The following is a 20,558-nucleotide window of genomic DNA, read 5'->3' on the forward strand; positions in this document are numbered from 1 at the left end:
AGCCTGGGCGGTGTGCACGTACTGCGAACGATCCTCCGGCCCGGGTGGATTGCCCTCGGTCTCGTGGTCGCGGCGTTCGCGGTGGCCTGCTTCACCCTGCTCGCGCCCTGGCAGCTGGGCAAGAACTCCGACACCGAACGCCGCAACGACCTGATCCGCACTGCCACGTCGATCGAGACGGCACCGTTGGCGGAGGTGGCGCCGTCGTCGACCTTCGTGCCGTCCTCGGAGTGGCGTTCGGTCGCGGTGACCGGGCGGTACCTGACGGACCGGCAGGCTCTCGTCCGGCTCCGCAACGTCGATCAGCGCCCCGCGGTGGAGGTGCTCACCCCGTTCGCGGTCAGCGGGTCCGACCGGGTCATCCTCGTCAACCGCGGTTTCGTCCGCCCGGTCGAGGGAGCGGTCCCCGACATCCCGGCCCCGCCCGTCGGCGAGCAAACCGTCGACGGCCGCATCCGGGCCGCCGAGAGCGTGAGCACCGACCGCGGCACACGCGTCGAGAACGGCGCACTGACCGTCGCGACCATCAACCCGGGGCTGGTGTCCGCGGCGACGTCCACCCCGATGGACGACTTCTACCTGCAGCTCTCCCCCGACCAGCCGGGCTCGCTCGGCGAGATCCCGCTGCCCCAGCTCGACACCGGCCCCTACCTGTCGTACGGCCTGCAGTGGCTCGCCTTCGGCGTGATGGCCCCCCTCGGCGTCGGCTACTTCCTCTACTCCGAGATCCGCGCCCGTCGCCGGGCTGCCGCTGCGGCCACCGAGACATCGGCGACCGCGGCCGCCGGCACCGCCGTCGACCAGCCGTCCGACCCGGTCGCCGCTGCCACCACGACCGTCGAGTCCCGCTCCCAGCGCCGGCAGCACCGTCGAGAGGAATTGCGGGCCGCCGCCGGGACGACGGTGACCCAGCAGGTCGGCGACATCGGCCATGGCCCGCGCGCCGGTGACGAATCCGGCGACGTCCGCGACAAGCTCACCCGGCGATACGGCGGCTGAGCCGCCTCGCCGCGGCTCCGACGCCCGGTCGTACCACGGCGACGACCGCGCAGGTGAGCACCGTCGCGCGTTGCACGCGCCGCGACAAGGCGACCGCGGCTCGGAGATCGGCCGGCCCCGGCGCCGGTCCGGAACCGAGCGTCGGACGCATCTCGACGCCGTACGGGTAGACGGTCCGACCGCCCAGCTGCACCCCCAGCGCCCCGGCGAACCCGGCTTCGACGACCCCCGCGTTCGGACTCGGGTGGGCACTGCTGTCCCGGCGCCACGCCGCGATCGTCCGCCGCGGGGCGCCGCCGATCACCACCAGCAGCGAACCCGCCAGCCGCGCGGGCAGCAGGTTCACGAGATCGTCGAGGCGCGCGGCCGCCCAGCCGAAGTTCCGGTAGCGCTCACTCCGATAGCCGACCATCGCATCGAGCGTGTTGACCGCCCGATACCCCAGCACTCCGGGGACACCCGCCAGTGCACCCCACACCAGCGGACCGACGGTCGCATCGGAGGTGTTCTCGGCGATCGACTCGAGAGCTGCACGGCAGAGCCCCGCCTCGTCGAGTGACTCCGGGTCCCGGCCGCACAGGCTGGGAATGAGCGCTCGCGCACCCTCGAGGTCCTCGGCCTCCAACGCTTGCGCGACCGCATCGCCGACCCGACACAGCGACGTGCCGCCCAGCGCCACCCACGTCACGCCGCGGTCACCGCGACGTCGACAACGCCTGCAGATCGCCGACCGGGCAACGCCGCGAGCGCCACCGTCGAACCGACCATCACCCCGACCAGCCCGACGCCCGCCGCCCGCGAGTCCCGGTACATACGCCGCTCGACCGCACCCGTCAGCCGTCCGAATCCGGCCACCGGGTGACCGCGCGACGGATCACCGAACAGCTCGTCGAGCACGAACCCGGCCACCAACCCCGCCGCGGTGACGTCACCACGACGGCGATCGGGGTGCGGACTACGGAAACGCGACGGTCTGGGCACCGCGCGATGGTATCCACCCGGGCTCGTGTGCCTCCGGCCCGCTCGCTTCGCTCCCGGCGCCGGCACCCATTCGGCCCGCTCGCTTCGCTCCCGGCGCCGGGCCCGTGCCACACTTGGCCCCCGTGGCCCGGACAACCGCACACCCGACACCCGGTCGGTACGACATCGACACCGGCGTCGCCGAGTTGAGCCCCGACACCATCGCGGGCGGGTGGCTGCTGACCATCAACGGGGCGCACAGCTCGCACATCCACCCCGACGACCCGACCGCGCTCGACTTCGAGTACCTGCGGCAGATGGCGGCCGTCATCGACGAACGGCACCCCACGACCGATCGGCTACGGGTCCTGCATCTCGGTGGGGCCGCCTGCGCGCTGGCGCGCCACCTCGACCACCGCTACCCGGACGCCCGCCAGGTGGCCGTCGAGATCGACGCCGAACTCGCACGCCTCGTGCGGGAGTGGTTCGACCTCCCGCGGGCGCCGAAACTCCGGATACGGGTCGGCGATGCGCGGCAGGTCGTCGAGTCGCTGCAGCCGGGCACCCGCGAGGTCGTCGTGCGGGACGCGTTCGCCGGCGACCGCACGCCACGGCACCTCACGACGCACGAATTCACCGAACGCGTCCGCGACGTCCTCGTCCCCGGCGGCCTGTATCTCGCCAACTGCGGCGACAGCCGGGACCTCGCCGGCGCCCGCGCCGAAGCCGCGACCGTCGGATCGGTGTTCGGCCATCTCGCGCTCGTCGCCGACGCCGCGATGTTCAAGGGTCGACGCACCGGCAACATCGTGATCGCGGGCAGCGACACCCCGCTCGATCCGTCGGCCTCCCTCGTCCGCACCCTGCTCAGCGATCCGCTACCGGCGCAAATCCTCTTCGGTGACCGGGCCCGCGAGTTCGCCCGCGGCGAGGCCCTGACCGACGAGCCGTGAAGCACCGGGGTGGTCGCGCGGCCGCCCGCCGGACGCGGTGTCGTGACCCGGCTGCCGGCACACGCTGCACACCTGTCGTCGCCAATGGATAGGGTTGGGTTCGATCCCGACGCCGAGGAACCGAGGATGACGTGAGCGATCCATCGTCGCGTGCGGGTACGACGCTGGGTCCGTACCGCATCGACAGACTCCTGGGTCGTGGCGGTATGGGTGAGGTCTACGAGGCCTACGACACCGTCCGGGAACGCCGCATCGCCCTGAAACTCCTGCCCCCACACCTGGTGCACGACAAGGACTTCCGCGAGCGCTTCGAGCGGGAGTCGAAGACCGCGGCGAAGCTCTCCGACCCGCACGTCATCCCGATCCACGACTGGGGCGAGAAGGACGGCGTCCTCTTCATCGACATGCGACTCGTCGACGGGCAGGACCTGCGCAAGCTGCTCGCCGCCGGTCCGCTGCCCGCCGCCCGGGCGGTTGCGATCCTCGGCCAGGTGGCGTCGGCTCTCGACGCCGCGCACCGCAACGGCCTCGTCCACCGAGACATCAAGCCGGACAACATTCTCGTCGACGCCGACGACTTCGCCTACCTCGTCGACTTCGGCATCGCGCAGGGCGCGAGCGACAGCCGCCTCACCCAGATCGGGACCGCGCTCGGGACACTCGCCTACATGGCGCCGGAGCGGTTCGGCGACGACCCCGCCGGGCCGAGTTCGGACAACTACGCGTTGGCCTGCGTGTTGTACGAATGTGTCACCGGTCAGACCCCGTATCCGGTGAAAACCGATCAGGGTCTGATGGCCGCGCACATCACCAAGGAACCGCCGACGATGGGCGGTCCGCTCGACCCGGTCATCGCGCGCGGACTCGCCAAGGATCCGGCGCAGCGCTATCCGACGGCGCGCGAACTGATCCGGGCCGCGGCGTCGGCGCTGACCGAACCGCCCGCGTCGTCGGCACCGCCGACGGTGACACCGCGCATCGTGACACCACCCCCGATGGCCCCGCCCACCTACGCGCCCGGAGGGCCCGGCTCGGACGCGTTTCGCAAGCCAGGGAGTCCGGTCCCCTCGGATCGGACGGTCATCTCGCCCGGCACACCCGCGCCCGGACAGCCCGGCGGCGCCCCCGGTTTCGGGCCACCGCCGGGACAGTCCGGCCCGCAACGACTTTCGAGCCCCCAGGCTTATTCGGGACCCCAGTCCTATTCGGGCGCGCGTCCTACCCGGGTCCCCAGCGCTCGGGTCCCCAGTCCTATTCGGGCCCCCAGCACTCCGGCCCGCAACAGTTCTCCGGCCCGCAACAGTTCGCGGGCCCGGGCCAGTGGGGCACCCCGACCGCCCCGCCGCGGAAATCGAACACCGGACGGAATGTGGCCATCGCGGTGGGAGCCGGGCTGGTCGTGATCGCGCTGGCGGTCACCGGCATCATCGTGGTCCTGGCCGGTTCGGGCGATGAGGACCCGGCCCCGCCGAGCACGTCGACCAGTGCGATCCCGGCGGGCACCGTCGCGTGCGACTACCCGACACGAACCGCGGTCGGCGGCATCACCCAGCCCGCTCCCGCCCCAAGCCAACCGAACACCGGAACGGTCGACGCGCAGATCCCCATTGCCGGCCAGGGCACGATCGACCTGACGCTCGACCGTGCCGAGGCGCCCTGCAACGTGGGGGCGATGGTGTCGTTGATCGAGTCCGGTTTCTACGACAACAGCAAGTGTCACCGCGCGTCGCGGCAGTACCTGATCTGCGGCTCGTCCGGCGGCCGGGAGGGCACCAACCCGGGCTGGACCAGCCCGGACGAGCTGCCCGAGAATTTGCCGTCGGCCGGCACCGACGACGACGGCGTACCGCAGGTCACCTACCCACGCGGCACCGTCGGCATCCTCGATCTGCCAGACGACGAAGGCGCGACCGGCTCGACGACGTTCTTCCTGCTCGCCGACGACACCGACCTCCCGCTGACCTACTCGACCGTCGGCACCATCGACCCGTCCGGACTCGCCGTCCTCGACAAGGTCCTGGCAGGCGGTTTCACCCCGAATGCCCCGGGCGCGGCGTCGGGCCGCCGAAGCAGAACCTGCTGATCCAAAAAGCGACCGTCGGCGGGTGACCCGAGGAGTCCATGTGGATCCAGTTGCGGTTTGTCCCGGCAACCGGGACAAACCGCAACCGGAATTCTGGGCCATCACCGATCGGCGCGCGCACAGGCACGGATCGCGGTGCTCTCCGTGAGCTCGACGCCGCGTTGGGTGGGGTTGCCGCCGCTTGGTGGTTGGGCCTCCACCCGAAAGAACCTCGAAAACACCTGGTGTTCACCGGCTCTCACGGAGCGCATTCGCGCTCGTCGGCGACTGCGGTGGTCCGGCACCGCCGCCTGACCGACGCCGACGTCACCACGCACGCCGACCTCAGGGTCACCGCAGCGGCGCTCACCGTCCTCGACGCCTCCGCCGAACTCGGAATCGCTGTCCTCGATTCGGCGCTTCTCTCCGCCTCGGTGAAACTCGCCGACCTACAGGCCGCGCACTTGCGCTACCCCGGGCGGCATGGTTCTCCGGCCATCACTCAGCACTTGCGACTTCTCGGCGACGGCGCGCGATCGGAGGCGGAGCGAATCGTGGCCACGTTGTTTCGCGAGTCGGGCATAGTGAGCTGGACACCGAACGCGGGCGCCGAGGGATACGTCATCGACGTGGCCTTCACCCGGGAGAAGCTGGCTGTCGAAATCGACGGATTCGCCTACCACCGCGATGTCACGACGTTTCAGCGAGATCGGACAAAGCGCAATGCGCTCATCGCCGCGGGCTGGACCGTCCTGAACTTCACCTGGGCCGACATCGTCGAACGCAGTGATCAGGTGGTGACCACGGTGAAAAATGCGTTGAGCCGTTCGGCCGCCTGATCCGGTTGCGACTTGTCCCGCAAAGCGATACAAACCGCAACCGGATCAGCACGAGCCGCAAAGGGCCACCCGACTAGATCACGTAGTTCATCCGGCTCAGGATCGCCTGTCCGAGAGCCTGATCGCCATGCAACTCCACCGCAGACGGATCGGCATCCCGTCGGCCACCGGCGTACCGCGCGAGATTCGTCGCATCCAGCCGGATACGCACGTCGGCGGCGTCGTCGCCGCCGTCGAACTCGTCGACGACACCTGCCCGGTCCGCGACGGCGATTCGCACGGTCCGCGGAGACACCCCGGTGATGTCGAAGAGGACGGTGCTGCCCTTCGGTGCATCGGCTCGCTTCCCGACGACGAAGGGCAACGACGCGCCGATCTCGTCGAGTGCGAACGACGCCGGGCCCCGCTCGGCCACGGCGGAACGATCGGTGCCGTCACGCAGGTCGATCTCGTGCACCCAACAGTCGAAGATCCGAATCCGCATGAATCGCCCGTACGTGTCCGGCCCGGCAGGCGTCATCGCCTCGGCGTCGAAGTCGTTCTGCGACATGGCTTTCAGCGCCTCGGTCCGGACGCCGATGATCTCGTCGAGGGCGGCGACCACCTCGGCACGCGGCTTCGGGCGGTAATGGTCGACCCACTTCTCGTTGAGTTCGCCGATCGGGTTACGGACGTGGTCGAGGGCGCTGACCGTACGGGTGGCCTCGACGTCGCGGCCGTCGAGCATGCTTTCGGTCCCGACGATGTGGGCGACGATGTCGGCATTGGTCCAGCCGGGCAGAACCGACGGCGCCGACCACGCATCGTCGTCGAGCGCGCGGGCCAGTTCGCCGATCACGCCCCACTGCGCGATCAGAGCCTCGGTCACCTCGTCGATCGGCAGGATCGTCGTCGCCATCGTTTCTCCTCGGGTCTGGATCGGCGATCAGGTCGCCGGCGGGTCACTCGGTTCAACCGTATCGGGGACCGTTCGGCGGATCCCGGGACCCGCCGAACGGAGGACACTGCGCGGTGTCGGCCCCGGCGAACGACCCGGGCACCCTACGCTTGTCCGCGTGTCTGCATCCGTGCGCGCCGGCGACCGGCTCGGTCCGTACCTCATCGACGGGTTGATCGGCCGGGGCGGAATGGGCGAGGTGTACCGCGCGACCGACACCCGCAAGGACCGGGTCGTCGCCCTGAAGCTGCTCAGCCCTCAGGTCGCCGACGACCCGGCTTTCCGTGACCGGTTCCACCGCGAGTCGCGCGTTGCCGCCCGCCTCAACGATCCACACGTCATCCCGATCCACGACTGGGGAGAGATCGACGGGCGCCTGTTCATCGACATGCGCCTGGTCGACGGCCGCGACCTACGCACCCTGCTCCTGCAGGACGGACCCCTGCCGGCTGAACGCGCGCTGCGGATCGTCGGTCAGATCGGTGACGCCCTCGATGCTGCGCATCGATCCGGCCTCGTCCACCGCGACGTCAAACCCGACAACATTCTCGTCGACGATCGCGACTTCGCGTACCTCGTGGATTTCGGTCTCGCACAGGCGGACACCGACACACGGTTCACGAGCACCGGCACCGCGGTCGGTTCCTTCGGCTACATGGCGCCGGAGCGGTTCGGCGACGATGCCGTGGGGCCGCCCGCCGACATCTACGCGCTGGCGTGCGTGCTGTTCGAATGTCTCGCCGGAGTGCACCCGTTCGCCTCGGCGACCACCATCGAGCGGTTGATCGCCGCCCACCTCACCGCCCCGCCGCCGCGCCTCGGTGCCGCGATCGATCACGTCATCGCCCGCGGGATGGCGAAAGATCCGTCGCAGCGCCAGCTCTCGGCGGCAGCGCTGGTCGCCGACGCCGGCGCCGCCCTGCGGTCGGAGCCTCTCGGCGGCACGCCGACGATCATCCCGGCCGGACCCCCCACCGTCGTCCCCGTCACCGCGTCGGCATCGACACCCGCCGGTCCGCCCGGGCCGTGGGACGCCACCCGGGCCGCGGTCTGGACCACACCGCCCCGCCGCCGGTCACCTCTGGTTCCCATCGTCGTGGCGACGTCCGTCGTGCTGCTGATCTGCGCCGGCGTCGTCGCCTGGGCGATCATCACGACCGAGCGGGACAACCCGGCGACCACAGCCGCCGACGCATCCGCAGTGTCCACGACCACCGAGGCGGCGCCCCAGCCGACGACGCCGACGCCGGCCGAACCGACACCCCTTCCCGGACCGACTTCGCAACCGGGCCCCGCGTCGCAGCCGGGTCCGGCACCCCGGCCGTCGGCGAGTCCTCAACCCGCAATCGTCCCCGGCGATCTCGGTCTCACCGTGCCGATGACCCGACCGGCGTGTGACGGCACCGGAATCGTCGTGGTCGCGAACGCGATCGCGCCCGGAAACTACCCCGGTGAAGTGCAGTCCTATCTGAACCAGCACCCGGGTGCGGCCTACCTACGCACCGATCAGTCGTGCCCGTCGCTCAAGCAGGAGAGCGATGTCGGCACTCCGATCTATGCCGTCTATTACGTCGCGGGCCGCAGCCTCGAGGACATCTGCACGATGCGCGATCAGATCGGCGGCGATGCGTACGGCCGCTGGCTCGACTACACCACCGACCCGGAATCGCAGATCACCTGCTGACCGCGCCCCTACAGGGACGACGCGACGAACAAGGACCGGACCTGTCCGCATCGTCGGGCAGGATGAGCACATGTTGGAAACCTCCGCGCGATTGCTTGCGTTGCTGTCGCTACTGCAGACACGACGCGAGTGGTCGGGTCCCGAACTCGCCGAGCGCCTGGACATCACCACCCGCACCGTCCGGCGCGACATCGACAAATTGCGCGAACTGGGCTACCCGGTGGACGCCAACGTCGGCTCGCGCGGTGGCTACCGACTGGGCGCCGGCGCGGAGATGCCGCCGCTGCTGCTCGACGACCAGGAGGTCCTCGCGGTCGCCCTAGGTCTCGACGCGGTGACGACCGGTGCGGTCGCCGACATGGCGGAGGCCTCGGCGGGCGCGCTCGCGAAGCTGCGTCAGGTCATGCCGTCGAGGCTGCGCCACCGGCTCGACGCCCTGCGGATCGAGGCCGTCCCGCGTACCGCACCGGCGAGCGCGGTGTCCGCGGACCGGCTCACCGAAATCGCGACCGCATGCCATCGGAACGAGCGGCTGCGGTTCGACTATCGGCGCAACGACGGGGAGGAGAGCCGACGCGAGATCGAACCCTATCGACTCGTCCGCAACGGGAACCGTTGGTATCTGGTCGGTTTCGACATCCAACGCGGCTCCTGGCGGTCGTTCCGGGTCGACCGGATGGAACCGAAGGTGCCGACCGGACCGCGTTTCACCCCGCGCGAACCACCCGAGGGCGGCGCGGCGGCGTTCGTACTGCGCGGTCTCGGGTCCGTCTACCGACGCGTCACGGCGCGGGTGCGTATCCATGCCTCGCTCGACGCGGTGTCGGCGATGGTCCACGAATCGTGGGGTGCACTCGAGTCCGGCGACGAGCACAGTTGCGAGATCACGCTGTACAGCACGTCGCTCGCCGAGATCGCTCGCTGGCTGTACGCCTTCGGCGCGGATTTCACCGTGATCGAACCGGTTGAACTCCGGGCCGAGTTGGTGGCCGCCGCGGAGTACCACGACCGGGTCGCCGAACGGTACCGACGGGCAGTCGTCGCGCAACCGTGACCGTCACCGACGCCGTTACCCGACCGTGACATCGGCACCGTGTCTGTCACATGGACGCTCCCGAGCCGACCGACTCCGCCGATTTTCTCTACCGTCGGTGTCATGCGACTTCTCATCACTGGCGCCACGGGGTACGTCGGTTCCCGCTTGGTGTGCGCACTGCTCAAGCAGGGACACGACGTGGTCGTCACGTCGCGGGACACCCGGAAGCTGGCCAAGTTCGGTTGGTCGGACCAAGTCAGCATGGTGACCATGGACGCCGACGACCCGGCTTCGGTCCAGAAGGCGATGTCGGACGCCGGCCAGATCGACGCGATCTACTACCTCGTCCACGCCATCGGCCAGGCCGACTTCGCGAACGGCGACCGCGACGCCGCACGCAACGTCGCCGAAGCCGCACGCGACGCCGGAGTGGGACGGATCATCTATCTCGGCGGTTTCGTGCCGTCGGACGACAAACTGTCCACCCATCTGCAGAGCCGCGCCGACGTCGCCGACGGACTGGTGGTCGACGGCGGGCCCGAACTAGTGTGGCTGCGCGCCGCAGTGGTCATCGGCGCGGGTTCGACGTCGTTCGAGATCATTCGCTACATGGCCGACCGACTGCCGGTGATCCCCGAACCCGACTGGATCACCAACGAGATGGATCCCATCTCCATCCGCGACGCGGTCCACTATCTGGCCGCGGCGTGCGACTCGTCGGTCCTGCCCGCCGGGAACTACGACATCTCCGGCCCCGACAGCGCGCGCTACATCTCGATCCTGCACGAGTACGTGTCGGCGATCCGGATGCCGAGGCTGCGGCTACCGGTCTTCGGGATCTCGACCCGGCTCGCGGGCCGGGTCGGCGGCATGCTCGTGCCGGTCCCGGCGTCGCTCACCGAGGAGCTCGTCACCTCGCTCGACCATCCGATGACGGCGTCCGAGCACCGCATCCGCGATCTCGTCCCGCCGCCGGCGGGCGGACTGACACCGATGCGCGAGGCCGTCCACGCATCCGTGCGGTCGCCGTATCCCCGCTCGGTGTGCGACCTCGACGACCTCCACCACCTCGCCGACACCGACCCGGCCTGGGCCGGCGGCGACTGGTTGCGGGTCAAGCGCAGCGTCGTCGAGACGATCGGCACGTCCCTCGGGGTGGCCACCAAGGTCGTCGGAGTCCTCCGACCCAGTCGCGCCGATGTAGCGTCGTGAGCGGTGACCGTTAGTCGACCGACTCCCTGACCGATCGAACTAGGTGGTGATGTGCTGGTGACCTCACTGGCGCGCGACCTGTACGACTCCGTCGCCGCGGACCGCGACCCCGATCCCGGCGCCCACTACATCCGACGACGCTGGCTGGTCGGCGTCTTTCTCGTCATCGGTGCGGTGGTTCTCGGCATCTCCCTGCGCGTGGAGCCGGGTGACGCCGCGTTCTACCCGCTGACCATCGGCCTGGCGGCGGTGTGGATCGTCGGTGCGTTCGTCTCCGGACCGCTGCGGCTCGGCGCCTTCAGCCCCACCCCCTCCCGCCCGCCCGACCGGATCGGAGCGATCGGACTCGGCGTCGTCGTCGGCCTGGCCGTGGGCGGCGCGTTCGTGGTCGGCGGCCTGGCGGCACGGATGATCCCCGGCGTCAGCGACCTCGCCAACCAGGTGCTGGCCTTCGCCGACTTCGGCAGCCTCGCCGTGGTCACCGCGATCACCATGCTCAACGGCCTCGCCGAAGAGTTGTTCTTCCGCGGCTCGGTCTACTCGGCGGCCCGCCCGCACAATCCGATCCTCGTGTCGACGGTCATCTACGTGCTGGTCACCATGGCCAGCGGCAACGTGATGCTCGGCTTCGCCGGCGCGGTCCTCGGCACCGTCTGCGCCATCCTGCGGCGCAGTACCGCCGGCGTCCTGGCCCCCGCGATCACCCACGTCATCTGGGGCGCGGTGATGGTCCTGGCCCTTCCGCCCGTCTTCGCCTGACCCTCCGCTCCCCGATCCGCGAGAAGCGACCGCCATTGCTCCCTGAGGTGCGAGGAGCGAAAGCGACGAGCCTCGAAGGGCTGGCGACCCGACCACCCAGACCCGGTTTGAGCGACAGGCATCGGAGCGACTAAATTCGTGTGCGCAGCGCCACGTTCGTCAGCGCGGCACGCGCGTATAGCTCAGCGGTAGAGCTCTGGTCTTACACACCAGCGGTCGTAGGTTCAAATCCTACTGCGCGCACTCTAAAACCGCAGGTAGATACCCTTCTAGGGTATGCGGCTCGTCGAGTGGGACCGCAGTGGGACCGCAGGACCTTAGAGGGGTCGGGTCGATGTCTGCGGTCTCTGCGGTCTCATTGCCAAGGCCTGAGTCTCTTCGTGCGTGAGTGTGAGGGCTGTTGGCCTGTGTGTACCGGCTGCCCTAGCTCTGGGCTCTGTAGGCGCGTGAGGGCTGTACTGGGCTGTGGGTGGTGGGGCTGGTGGTGCGTGGGTGCGCTTGTGTGCGTGGTGGTGCGTAAGCGTGTGGTGGTGCGCTGGGGTTGGGGGTACTGGGCCTAGTACTGGGCCGGTACTGAGTGCCCCTATACGCGAGGGTAGGTGGGGGTTGGCGCTGGGGTGGTGTCGAATCGGGGCGCCTCCTCTACCTCTAGGCCGCGTTCCTGCCGGTACTCGTTGAGTTCGATGAGAAAAAGCGCTGACCGGCGGATATGCGCCCACATAGACCGGATCTCGTATTCGGTTGCGCTGGCCGGATGGACAAGTCGCGGTGAGATGAACGGCGTTGCGCTGGCCGAGGGGCTGTGGTCGATGGCCAAACCGACGAGGTGGTCGGCACGGTCGAGAATCGCGGGCAACCAATCGACGCTCCGCTCGGGCGGTTCGCTGATCTCGCATGCGCGGGCGGCAGAGCCGATGTCGAGGTGAAGCGCCGAGGTGGTCGCGCGGAGTAGGCGGGCATCGTTGCTGACCAGCAGAGATGAGTACACAAAGCGGGTGGTCGTCATGCCGGGGTCTCCTCGGTCGGTTGTGCTGGCGCTGGCCGTTGTCGTGAGAGGACCCGTTGACGGATGTCGTCGAGGTTCGGCGCGTCGAGGCGGCGCAGCTCTTCTACAACCTCGGCGACACCTTTGGCCGCTGGCGCAACAACGATGCGCTGGTCGTACGCGGACGGTCGCGCGGAGGGCGTCCCGATTGCCCATGAGGACCGTGTCGACTCGCTCGGGCGCCACCTGATCGGGCCGTAGAGCGCTTCGGCCTGCTCTTTGGCGCTGGCCATGGTCGGGAACACTTCGGCGCTGGTCGTCGAGGCGACGAGGGCTCCGGCGGTGCCGAGGGTGAGGGTTGTGACTCTGACGGTGGTGGCCATAGTGCTCCTCGTCGGCGCTGGTGGAGGGTTCGGTGCCGGGTTGTGTTGTGCGGCAGCGTATTCCACTAATTGACTAATTGTTTGCGCTGGTAGGCGCGTTTTTCGCAGTATGCCATGACTCCGAGGGGGTGCGTGTTGGCGTCGCGGCGGGTGTCCTCGGGCGGGTCGAGGGGGCGGCGCTGGCCCGGATGACGGTGGCGCTGGCGCTGGCCCTCGGGGTCGGCGAGGTGGTCGTGCTGAGCGGTGCGGTCATCGGGGCGAGGGGGGTCCTCGGGGGCGGGTGGACGTCCTCGGGGTGTTCGGGATCGGTCGGTTGTGCGGGGCGGCGCTGGCGGTCGAGAGGGTCGGGGGCACCTCGGCGAGCGCGTGCGGCGGGGTGCGCTGGGGCGCCGGGGGCGGAGGCTTCTTAGCGCGTGCGCGCGCGAGGGAGGTGCGGGTGCGCGGCCTGAAAATCCACTCCGAGGGGGTGGACAAATTAAGGGGGGTGGACAGGGTGGACACGTGGACAGGGGGTCTGGGTCAAAATTTGAATCCGTATGAGGGTGACCTAATAACCCCAGGTAGTTATATATATGTATGTAAATTCATCTTCTAAAAGGATTCCACCATTCACCCACACCCATTTTTGGTGTCCACCCTGTCCACCTGTCCACCCCTGCCTTGGTCGGGTGGACGCTCATTGTGGGTTGGTGGTGTACCCGTCGGTGTCGTTGCCGGTGATCCACCCGTAGCTAGCGGCGAGCTTGATGGCGGGTTCGTAGGCGTCGCGGTCGCGTGAGTTAAGGGCCTTGCGGAGGTCGCCGCGCTTGATGGGTTTGCCTTCGGCGGTTGCTTGGCTGATCTTGTCGCGGAGGGTTTCGGCGACTCGTTCGGTGCGGTCGTTGTTGCGGACTTTCTCGGCGGCGATCTCTTCGTGGCCTCGGGAGGTGCCTCGGGCGGTGGCGGCGCGTTGGCGTTTGGCTCGGAGGGCGGATTCGATCTTGGTGCGTTGTTCGTCGGATTTGGCCATGACGATGGCGGAGAGGTTCCAGTCTTCTTGGTTCATGTGTCGGCGACCGTCGAGGATGGCCAGCGCAATGGCGACCTTTTCGCGGGCTTGTGCGCGGTGGCCGTCGAGGCCGACACCGCCGAGGATGGCGTCGAGGATTTCTTCTTTGATGTTGGCGGGTACGGGGAACTCGTTGGGCCAGGGTGAGGTCCAGGGGCCTCCGAGGTGGTTGAAGACGCTGCGGTCGAATCGGGGCGGAATCGGCGGCGGGCTGGTCTTGAGGCCGAGGGTTTCGATGCGGCGTTTGTCGCGGGCCTCGGCGAAGATGAAGCGGTGCGGTGTGCCCCCTGCGCGGGCGTCGTCGGTGAAGAGGATGCCGCCGCGTTCGGGCTGGATTCCGACAAGCATCGTGAGGCGATAGGCGTTGCCGGGGACGATGACGCGTTTGTCGTTGGCGGCGACTCCGAATCCGAGTTGTTCGCCGGACCATCCTTTCTTGAGGACTTCGTCGAGGGTTGCGCCGCCGCGTTCGGCGAGCTTTTCGAGGGTGCCGACTTCGCTGGCGTCGAGGTTGACTGCGCGGCGTGCCCATTCGTAGGTGTCGGAGCCGTTGACGTAGGAGTCGATGATGAGGCCGTCCTTCTTGATCTGGGCGGCTCGGGTGGGCGTGATCGGGCGCATGAACTGTTTGACGAGTCCTTCGCCGGTGCCGATGGGTACGTCTTGGTCGCGGTTATGGCCCATGAAGTCGGCTCCGACGCCGGTGGCTTGGCCCTTGCCGCCGCCGGGTTCGGCGACGATGGCGCCGAAGAAGTTGAGACTGCCGGGGCTGCCGACGCGTCCGATGCGTGGGAGGGCGACGGTGTGGGGGACGTCGTGGAGGGCGAAAACCATGCAGCACAGTAGGACTCCCCACGGGGAGGCATAGCCGTTATCGGCGTAGTCGCGGATGTTGCGGAGCGATTGGCGGCGGTCCCAGAACTGCGCGTCCTCGTCGGCGTAGATCGCTTTTGCGGCGGCGGTGTGCGTTGTGGGGTCGGTGAAGGGCGTGGCGGGGTCCTCGGGGTCTTCCGGGTCGGCTGCGGTGGTGTCCGCGTCGGCGTTGTCAGGGGCGTCCATCGCGTCAGCCTCGTCCGTGGTGGTGTTGCTGTCGTCGGCGGTGTCCTGGGGGCCTTCGTCGGTCTCGGGTTGATCCTCGGCGTCCTGGGGGCCGTCGACGGGTGCGGGTTCGTCGGGCTCGTAGTCCGGGACTTCGAGGGGCGCCGGGTCCGGCGTGATGCCGAGGACGTTGTTGGGGAGGACGCTTTTGCCCTCGGCCATCCAGGGGGGCATGTCGACGGTGGAGTCGGTGTTCTCGTCGTCGAAGTCGTCGTTGTAGGCGGGCTCGGCGGTCATTGCGCGCTCGATTCTGTTGCGGTGGACCAGCGGGGCGGGACGAGGCTGGCGGGGCTGGGGCGGAGGTCTCCGCTGTCGATGTCGGCTGCGAGCTTGTCGACGGCGTTGGCGAACTGTCGGTTGAAGTCGCCGAGGGCGGTGGGAGTCGGCTTCGCGTCTAGGAACGCTTCGGCGAGCTTGGTGAGGGCCTTTTGTCCGCCGGGGTGTCCGGGCCACTCTTGGCTGCCGGTGGCGGCGCGGAGGAGGGCGTGCGTGCCCTGGAGGGCTGTGAGGTGACGGCTACCGGCGCCGAGGTCGGTGATGTAGCGGTTGGCGAGTTCGCTGATGTACTCGTCGGGCTCGGAGGTCCAATGCGCGATGTTCTCGGCACACCATGCGTCGGCTGTGTCGGCGCGCTCGGCGTAGGTGGCGCCGCCTCCGCTGGGTTCGCCTGGTGGGCGGAGGTTGGTGCGGCGTCGGGTGTTCGGTGGCTTGATGAGGTATGCGGCCCATGGGTCGGGTAGTTCGGCGAGGGTGTCGACGTTGGGGATGTCGAGGGGGTCGATGACGGTGCCGTCGGTGGCGTGCCAGGTGTAGGTGAGTCCGTCGGCGGTGGTGGGTGCGACGGCGGCGTAGCGGTAGGAGAACGCGATGGTCTCGACGTGCGGGGGGATGTCGCGGAGTTGCAGGAAGTGGTGTCCACGGCGGCTGTAGTACCGCAACGTCCGCTCTCGGAGTCGGTAGAAGCGGATGCCGGTGCGGTGGTGGGGTGCGTCGCTTTGGGGTTCGCGGCGGGTTGACCAGAGGGTTGGGGGCAGTGGCCCTAGCTCGGTTTCGAGTCGGGTGATGGTGGTGCCGCCGCGCTTGTGGACCAATCCGCCGGCTGTTTGAACGTCGTAGGTGTCGATGTCGATGCCAATGATGTTGGCGGGCAGTCGGATTCCTAGTTGGTGGGTGTCGTCCATGGCTGCGATGTGTGCGGCCATGGTGGCGGGTTCGGGGAGGGCGACGGCGCCGGTGGTGCCGGTCTCGGGGATGCGGGCGCCGTCGTGGGCGTAGACCTTGATCGGTATGACGCCAAGGGCCGTGGCGTAGTGGAGGGCTGTGGCCTGCGTGATGTTCGCCGGGGTTACCAGTGCCGCGACCTCCGCTCGCCAGTCAGCGTCGGTGCGGGTGCGGGGATGCGTTAGTGCGTGCGGTTCGATCTTCACTCTGTGTCCTGCCTCTGCCGTTGCGGTGGTGCCTGCTAGCGGTTCGGCGGGTAGAATCGACCGTGCGAGGTGGTGATTCGGTCCCAGACCGTTCCGCTATTTGAAGGCCCGTCGGATGTCTCTCCGGCGGGCTTTCGCTTTGTCTGGGAGGTCTGGGAGGCCTGGGGGTGGTGGGAGTGAGCGGCGGAGCTGCTCGGGCTAGACGGGCACGCGTCCGTTGAAGACGTGCTCTAGTGCCGCCGGGGCGCTATCGGCGTGTACTAGGGCCTCGTCGCGTGCGAAGAGCTTTGCGAACCAGAGGTTGTCCTGTGGGCATGTGCAGTAGCGCGCGGCGCAGTTGGTTCCGATGACGATTCGCTTGTCGAGCGCGGCGGCGTAGCCGATCTCGCTGAGCGTTCCGTATGCGCTGAGTGCGTCGTCGTGGCCAAGCCAGGCGAAGAACAGGTCACAGTCTCGGATGGCCTGGATGCATCGGCCCTTGATGATTCGACGCATGGCTGTGGGGCTATCTGGTGCGAGCAACAGGAGTCGGTGCCGTTGCCGTGCATGCTGCTGCCGTGGGCGCAACCGTGGTCGTCAGAGGTCATGTAGGGGCCGACGTAGGCGTAGTGATCGTTGATCGGGAGCGTTGGCCATGTCGGGAGGTCATAGTGCCGGTCGCTCTCGTAGTAGGTCGCGCCATGTAGACCTGGGACAACGTCGTGTCGCCAGTCGTTCTTGTCAATTTTTCCTGCGAGGTAGATCCGCGTGCGTGTCGTCATGCTGCGACCTCGGTTTCGGTCTCGTCGATCACGGTCGCACCGGCGAGGAGGGCGAAGAACCGTCCGCGCTCGGTCTCGGTCATCGCCAGGTCGGACAGGCCTTTGTCGAGGGCGTTGAGGGCGCGCAGCACCTTCACCTGCCGTCGGAGTTCGTCAGCGTCGGGCCGACCGTGAGCATTCGCGTAGTGGCTGTGGGCAAGCCGTAGCTCGCGTTCGATTGGCGTGGTGGGGGCTCGCATGGGCATTTCTGATCGTTCCTTGTCTTGTTCGGGCTTTCCTTGGACAGTACGCCCGGTCTCATCGGGTTTCAATCACCAGAGTCGTTGTGCGCGTTGGCAATTAATCAAACTCAGGACACTATGCACTCAGTCGATGATCGCGTGCGGATCGGGCGGTAGGCCTTGGTCGCGGCGTTCGGCTTCGGTGCCGATGAGGCCGACCACGATGTCGGCGGCGATGGCGGCGACGGGCACAAGGCGTCGTGCGATGAGGTCGTCTCCGAGGTCGGTGGGGGCGCCTCGGAGGACGGTGAGAATGGTCATCGCGGCGAGAAGCATGTCGCGGCGGTCGAAGTCGCGGGGTGCGTTCTTGCATGCGGCGCGCAGGGCGGCGATGACGCGGAGCTGGTTGCGCGTCGGGGCGTCCTGGAACTCTTGACGTAGGCGCTGGAGAAGCGCGACGAGTACCGGGCGGAGCCGCGTCGGGTCGTCGACGTAGTCGTTGGGGCGGGCGAGTTCGTAGTGGTCTTCGCCGTCGTCGCGGTATGACGAGGTGGTGTCGTCGGCCCACCACACAAGCTGCGACGCGATGGAGTAGTCGACGTCCTGGGGCGGTTTGCTCTTGTCGGTCATCGGGTGATCTCCCCAATGGTCGAGGCCAGCGCAACGGCGGCGCGGGCGGGGTCGGTGGCGGCGAGCGCTTCGTCGAGGCGGGCGCGCAGGTCGGCGAGTACCTCGGGCGCGCCGGTGATGCGGACGACGCTTCGGGCGGATTCCTGACGGCGGCGGTAGGTCGCCGAGTCGACTCGGGCGAGATCGACGAGGTCAGTTGCTACAAGGGCTGATACAATCGGGTGGTCGTTGCGCATGACGGCTCCTGCGGTCCGCGCTTCCCTAGGGGGCGCGGGCCGTTTCATTAGGCGGGCTTCTTCGATGACGTCTTCGGGTACCAATGTGACCGAAACCGTTGTCCCGCAACCACACCGTGAAACGAATTCGTCGGTTGGGATTGCGCCCAACGGCGGCATGCGGCCAGGACTGGACAGCGGGCGCAGGTGGCTTCGGCGTTGGCCAGGCGCTGTCGCCGCTGCCATGTGGTCTCGCCTGGAAGGATGTCAAGGTCGAATCGGTCGGCGTGGCCGATGCAGCTCCCGTTGGCGGACACGGCACGCGGCGGAGGGGTCCGGGCGCGGCGGTTGTAATCCGGCACTCCCCGGCGCCTCAGGCCTCGGTGACGAGGGTCGAGGTGTACGTCTCGGTCAAGTAGTCGCGCAAATCCCCCAGCCGGTATACGAGCTTGTGGCGCAGCACGAAGCTCGGCGGGCCAGACTTGCGGTTGCGCATGGTGCGCAGGGAGCCGACGGAGAAGCCGGTGAGCGCGGAGGCGACGTCGACGGAGACCATCCGCGAATCCGGGGTGTTGTCGTCGACCTCGTCGGGGTCGGTGATGACGGGCCGCGCGATGATCGTCGGTGTTGGGCGTTTGTCGTTGTGTCCCATGCTTTTACAACTTCCTAGTTGGTTGGTGTTGCTCTGTTGTGGGGACATGTTTACGCCTGACTGTGCGAGTTTGTCCAGCACCAAAACCACCTCTGACCAGGCACTATGTCCGGGGCTTGTGCAACTAGCCGTTGTGCTCCTGGGGATTTGGCCTTTAGTTGGCTATTTGCAGCGTCGGTGGAGGGTTCGAGATTTGTTTGAGACCGCAGTAACACCAGCGGTCAATGTGAGGTATTCTGTGGACAACCAAGCAACTCCGGTGCAGACGATGGGGATCCCGATGGCTACGAAGACGACGGCGGCGAAGACCAAGCGCAACGTGAGAAGCGGTGTGCTGGACCGCTGGCACTCGCGGACAGCACTGCCAGAGGGTGAGCGTTGTGGTGGGGCTTGTGCGTCGAAGTTCTCCCCTACTGCGCGGCACGGTAAGGGGCTTCGCTGGCAGGCACGTTTCGTTGCGCGGGATGGTCGTGAGGTGGGTAAGGGGTTCGCGACCAAGGGTGACGCTCAGCGGTGGTTAGACGATCAAATGGCTGACGTGACTCGGCATGAGTACGTGCGCGCGGATCGCAGTGCGATGACGGTGGCCGAGTTCGCCGAGGACGTGTGGTTGCCGTACTTGGCGACGAAGGCGGCGTCGACGGCGTCGAGTTACCGCAATCGCTACAACGCGCACATTCTGCCGCGCTGGGGTGATGTGGCCTTGGTGGATCTCGACTTCGAGGGCATCGCGGCGTGGGTCGGTTCGTTGTCGAGCGGTCGTGCGGCGACGGTTACCGGGGACAAGGGGTTGAGTCGGTCGTCGGTCTCGGAGTGCTTGGTGGTGCTGTCGGGTATCTGCAACGCTGCGGTCAAGGCGGGCCGTCTGCGCCGCAACCCTTGTCGAGATGTCGAGCTGCCGAAGGCGAACCGCGAAGCGATGGAGCGCCGGGTATATCTGACGTCGTCTCAGGTGTTCGAGTTGGCGGCGGCGATGGTCGGTGAGGATGGCGACACGGAGAATGAAACCCTGCTCCTCCTACTCGCCGAGGTGGGCTTGCGTTTCGGCGAGGCGGCGGGTTTGCAGATCGGGGAAATTGATTTCGGCGGTCGGACCGCGTGGATCCGGTTGAACGCGGTGGAGACCTCAGAGGGTGTGAAGCTCGGCTCCCCCAAGTCTGGCAAGCCGCGCCAAGTCAGCCTCTCGGCGTTCATCACAGACCGGCTGCGGGCGGTGTGCGGGGGCCGGAGTCCGCAGTCCTTCGTGTTCCAACAGGGTGGTCGTAAAGCAAAGGGCGAATCGAAGCCACTACGACGAAAGAACTGGGCGACGCGACGCTTTGCGCCTGCGGTGATTGCGGCGGGATTCGTTGATGCCGAGGGTGATCCGCTCATCACTCCGCATGATTTGCGGCATACGGCGGCAGCGGAAATGGTGCGACGAGGGATGCACGTTCACCAGGTCCAACGGCAGTTGGGACACAGCCGCGCGAGCATCACCCTCGACATCTACTCGGACTTGTTCGCGGAGGATCTAAGCCTGATCGGTGAGTCGTGGGATCGCGAGTACGTGAAGCTCATGGGCGAGCGCGCGGGTGGGCAAGTTCTCGTGGTCACTAAGGGCTCGGCGGTTGACACAAAGGTAGATACAATCGGCGCATGACGGCTGAGAGTTTCCTAGCGCTGGCCGGGTCTTCGGACCCGGTCAGCGTTCTGCG

Annotated in this window: 17 protein-coding genes, 1 tRNA gene and 3 pseudogenes; 10 read left to right on the forward strand and 11 right to left on the reverse strand. The window is 67.9% G+C overall.

What is annotated here, in order from left to right; genetic code table 11:
- Positions 1 to 12: 12 nt before the first annotated feature.
- A complete protein-coding gene (locus QAD21_RS15425; protein WP_171011517.1) occupies positions 13 to 999 on the forward strand; it encodes an SURF1 family cytochrome oxidase biogenesis protein in 987 nt (328 codons plus the stop codon).
- On the opposite strand, the pseudogene QAD21_RS15430 reads toward QAD21_RS15425, so the two are convergent.
- A pseudogene (locus tag QAD21_RS15430) lies at positions 977 to 1,911 on the reverse strand (cobalamin biosynthesis protein). The gene QAD21_RS15425 and the pseudogene QAD21_RS15430 sit on opposite strands and share 23 nt — an antisense overlap.
- A 191-nt stretch (positions 1,912 to 2,102) precedes the next feature.
- On the opposite strand from QAD21_RS15430, the gene QAD21_RS15435 reads away from it, so the two are divergent.
- The 3 genes and pseudogenes from QAD21_RS15435 to QAD21_RS15445 all read left to right on the forward strand — a co-directional run.
- Positions 2,103 to 2,912 carry a fused MFS/spermidine synthase gene (locus QAD21_RS15435; protein ID WP_277243710.1) on the forward strand — a complete coding sequence of 270 codons (810 nt, stop codon included), beginning with the start codon at positions 2,103 to 2,105 and terminating at the stop codon, positions 2,910 to 2,912.
- 131 nt (positions 2,913 to 3,043) lie between these two features.
- Positions 3,044 to 5,021, forward strand: a pseudogene (locus QAD21_RS15440) (protein kinase).
- A gap of 64 nt (positions 5,022 to 5,085) precedes the next feature.
- Positions 5,086 to 5,813 (forward strand): annotated as a pseudogene (locus tag QAD21_RS15445) (DUF559 domain-containing protein); the annotation flags it as partial.
- Positions 5,814 to 5,886: 73 nt separating this feature from the next.
- Here the strand turns inward: QAD21_RS15445 and QAD21_RS15450 are convergent.
- Complete coding sequence (locus QAD21_RS15450) at positions 5,887 to 6,711, reverse strand: maleylpyruvate isomerase family mycothiol-dependent enzyme (protein WP_159371085.1); 825 nt, start codon at positions 6,709 to 6,711, stop codon at positions 5,887 to 5,889.
- Between the two features lie 157 nt (positions 6,712 to 6,868).
- Here QAD21_RS15450 and QAD21_RS15455 point away from each other — a divergent pair, with 157 nt between their 5' ends.
- The 5 genes from QAD21_RS15455 to QAD21_RS15475 all read left to right on the forward strand — a co-directional run bounded on the left by QAD21_RS15455 (position 6,869) and on the right by QAD21_RS15475 (position 11,684).
- Positions 6,869 to 8,434 carry a serine/threonine-protein kinase gene (locus tag QAD21_RS15455; RefSeq protein ID WP_159371086.1) on the forward strand — a complete coding sequence of 522 codons (1,566 nt, stop codon included), beginning with the start codon at positions 6,869 to 6,871 and terminating at the stop codon, positions 8,432 to 8,434.
- A gap of 70 nt (positions 8,435 to 8,504) precedes the next feature.
- Complete coding sequence (locus QAD21_RS15460) at positions 8,505 to 9,488, forward strand: YafY family protein (RefSeq protein WP_277243705.1); 984 nt, start codon at positions 8,505 to 8,507, stop codon at positions 9,486 to 9,488.
- Between the two features lie 102 nt (positions 9,489 to 9,590).
- A complete protein-coding gene (locus QAD21_RS15465) occupies positions 9,591 to 10,682 on the forward strand; it encodes an NAD(P)H-binding protein (RefSeq protein WP_280359825.1) in 1,092 nt (363 codons plus the stop codon).
- A gap of 51 nt (positions 10,683 to 10,733) precedes the next feature.
- Positions 10,734 to 11,441, forward strand: coding sequence for a type II CAAX endopeptidase family protein (locus QAD21_RS15470; protein WP_068971554.1), 708 nt, complete (start codon positions 10,734 to 10,736; stop codon positions 11,439 to 11,441).
- Positions 11,442 to 11,612: 171 nt separating this feature from the next.
- Positions 11,613 to 11,684: transfer RNA gene (locus QAD21_RS15475), tRNA-Val, on the forward strand.
- Between the two features lie 340 nt (positions 11,685 to 12,024).
- Here the strand turns inward: QAD21_RS15475 and QAD21_RS15480 are convergent.
- From QAD21_RS15480 to QAD21_RS15520, 9 genes are all read right to left on the reverse strand, one after another.
- A complete protein-coding gene (locus QAD21_RS15480; protein ID WP_068971553.1) occupies positions 12,025 to 12,447 on the reverse strand; it encodes a hypothetical protein in 423 nt (140 codons plus the stop codon).
- The gene (locus QAD21_RS15485) at positions 12,444 to 12,809 is read right to left on the reverse strand and encodes a hypothetical protein (RefSeq protein WP_068971552.1); all 366 of its coding nucleotides are present in this window, start codon (positions 12,807 to 12,809) and stop codon (positions 12,444 to 12,446) included. The genes QAD21_RS15480 and QAD21_RS15485 overlap by 4 nt, the downstream gene beginning before the upstream one ends.
- A 676-nt stretch (positions 12,810 to 13,485) precedes the next feature.
- Positions 13,486 to 15,192 carry a hypothetical protein gene (locus QAD21_RS15490; protein WP_137811078.1) on the reverse strand — a complete coding sequence of 569 codons (1,707 nt, stop codon included), beginning with the start codon at positions 15,190 to 15,192 and terminating at the stop codon, positions 13,486 to 13,488.
- A complete protein-coding gene (locus QAD21_RS15495; RefSeq protein WP_068971548.1) occupies positions 15,189 to 16,382 on the reverse strand; it encodes a hypothetical protein in 1,194 nt (397 codons plus the stop codon). Before QAD21_RS15495 ends, QAD21_RS15490 begins: the two co-directional genes overlap by 4 nt.
- Before the next feature lie 198 nt (positions 16,383 to 16,580).
- Positions 16,581 to 16,877: a nucleoside 2-deoxyribosyltransferase gene (locus tag QAD21_RS15500; protein ID WP_280359828.1), complete on the reverse strand. Its 297-nt coding sequence runs from the start codon at positions 16,875 to 16,877 to the stop codon at positions 16,581 to 16,583.
- A 262-nt stretch (positions 16,878 to 17,139) separates the two neighbouring features.
- Positions 17,140 to 17,388 carry a hypothetical protein gene (locus QAD21_RS15505; protein ID WP_137811022.1) on the reverse strand — a complete coding sequence of 83 codons (249 nt, stop codon included), beginning with the start codon at positions 17,386 to 17,388 and terminating at the stop codon, positions 17,140 to 17,142.
- Between the two features lie 120 nt (positions 17,389 to 17,508).
- Entirely contained in the window at positions 17,509 to 17,994 is a 486-nt protein-coding gene (locus QAD21_RS15510) for a hypothetical protein (RefSeq protein ID WP_068971546.1), read from the reverse strand.
- Complete coding sequence (locus QAD21_RS15515) at positions 17,991 to 18,230, reverse strand: hypothetical protein (protein WP_068971545.1); 240 nt, start codon at positions 18,228 to 18,230, stop codon at positions 17,991 to 17,993. Before QAD21_RS15515 ends, QAD21_RS15510 begins: the two co-directional genes overlap by 4 nt.
- A gap of 352 nt (positions 18,231 to 18,582) precedes the next feature.
- Positions 18,583 to 18,861, reverse strand: a complete 279-nt coding sequence (locus QAD21_RS15520; protein ID WP_068971544.1) for a hypothetical protein — start codon at positions 18,859 to 18,861, stop codon at positions 18,583 to 18,585.
- A gap of 238 nt (positions 18,862 to 19,099) precedes the next feature.
- Between QAD21_RS15520 and QAD21_RS15525 the strand changes: the two genes are divergently transcribed.
- The gene (locus QAD21_RS15525) at positions 19,100 to 20,503 is read left to right on the forward strand and encodes a site-specific integrase (RefSeq protein WP_171011716.1); all 1,404 of its coding nucleotides are present in this window, start codon (positions 19,100 to 19,102) and stop codon (positions 20,501 to 20,503) included.
- The last annotated feature ends 55 nt before the right edge of the window (positions 20,504 to 20,558 follow it).

The sequence above is a fragment of the Gordonia sp. SMJS1 genome, from assembly GCF_029866425.1.
Taxonomy (GTDB): Bacteria; Actinomycetota; Actinomycetes; order Mycobacteriales; family Mycobacteriaceae; genus Gordonia; species Gordonia hongkongensis.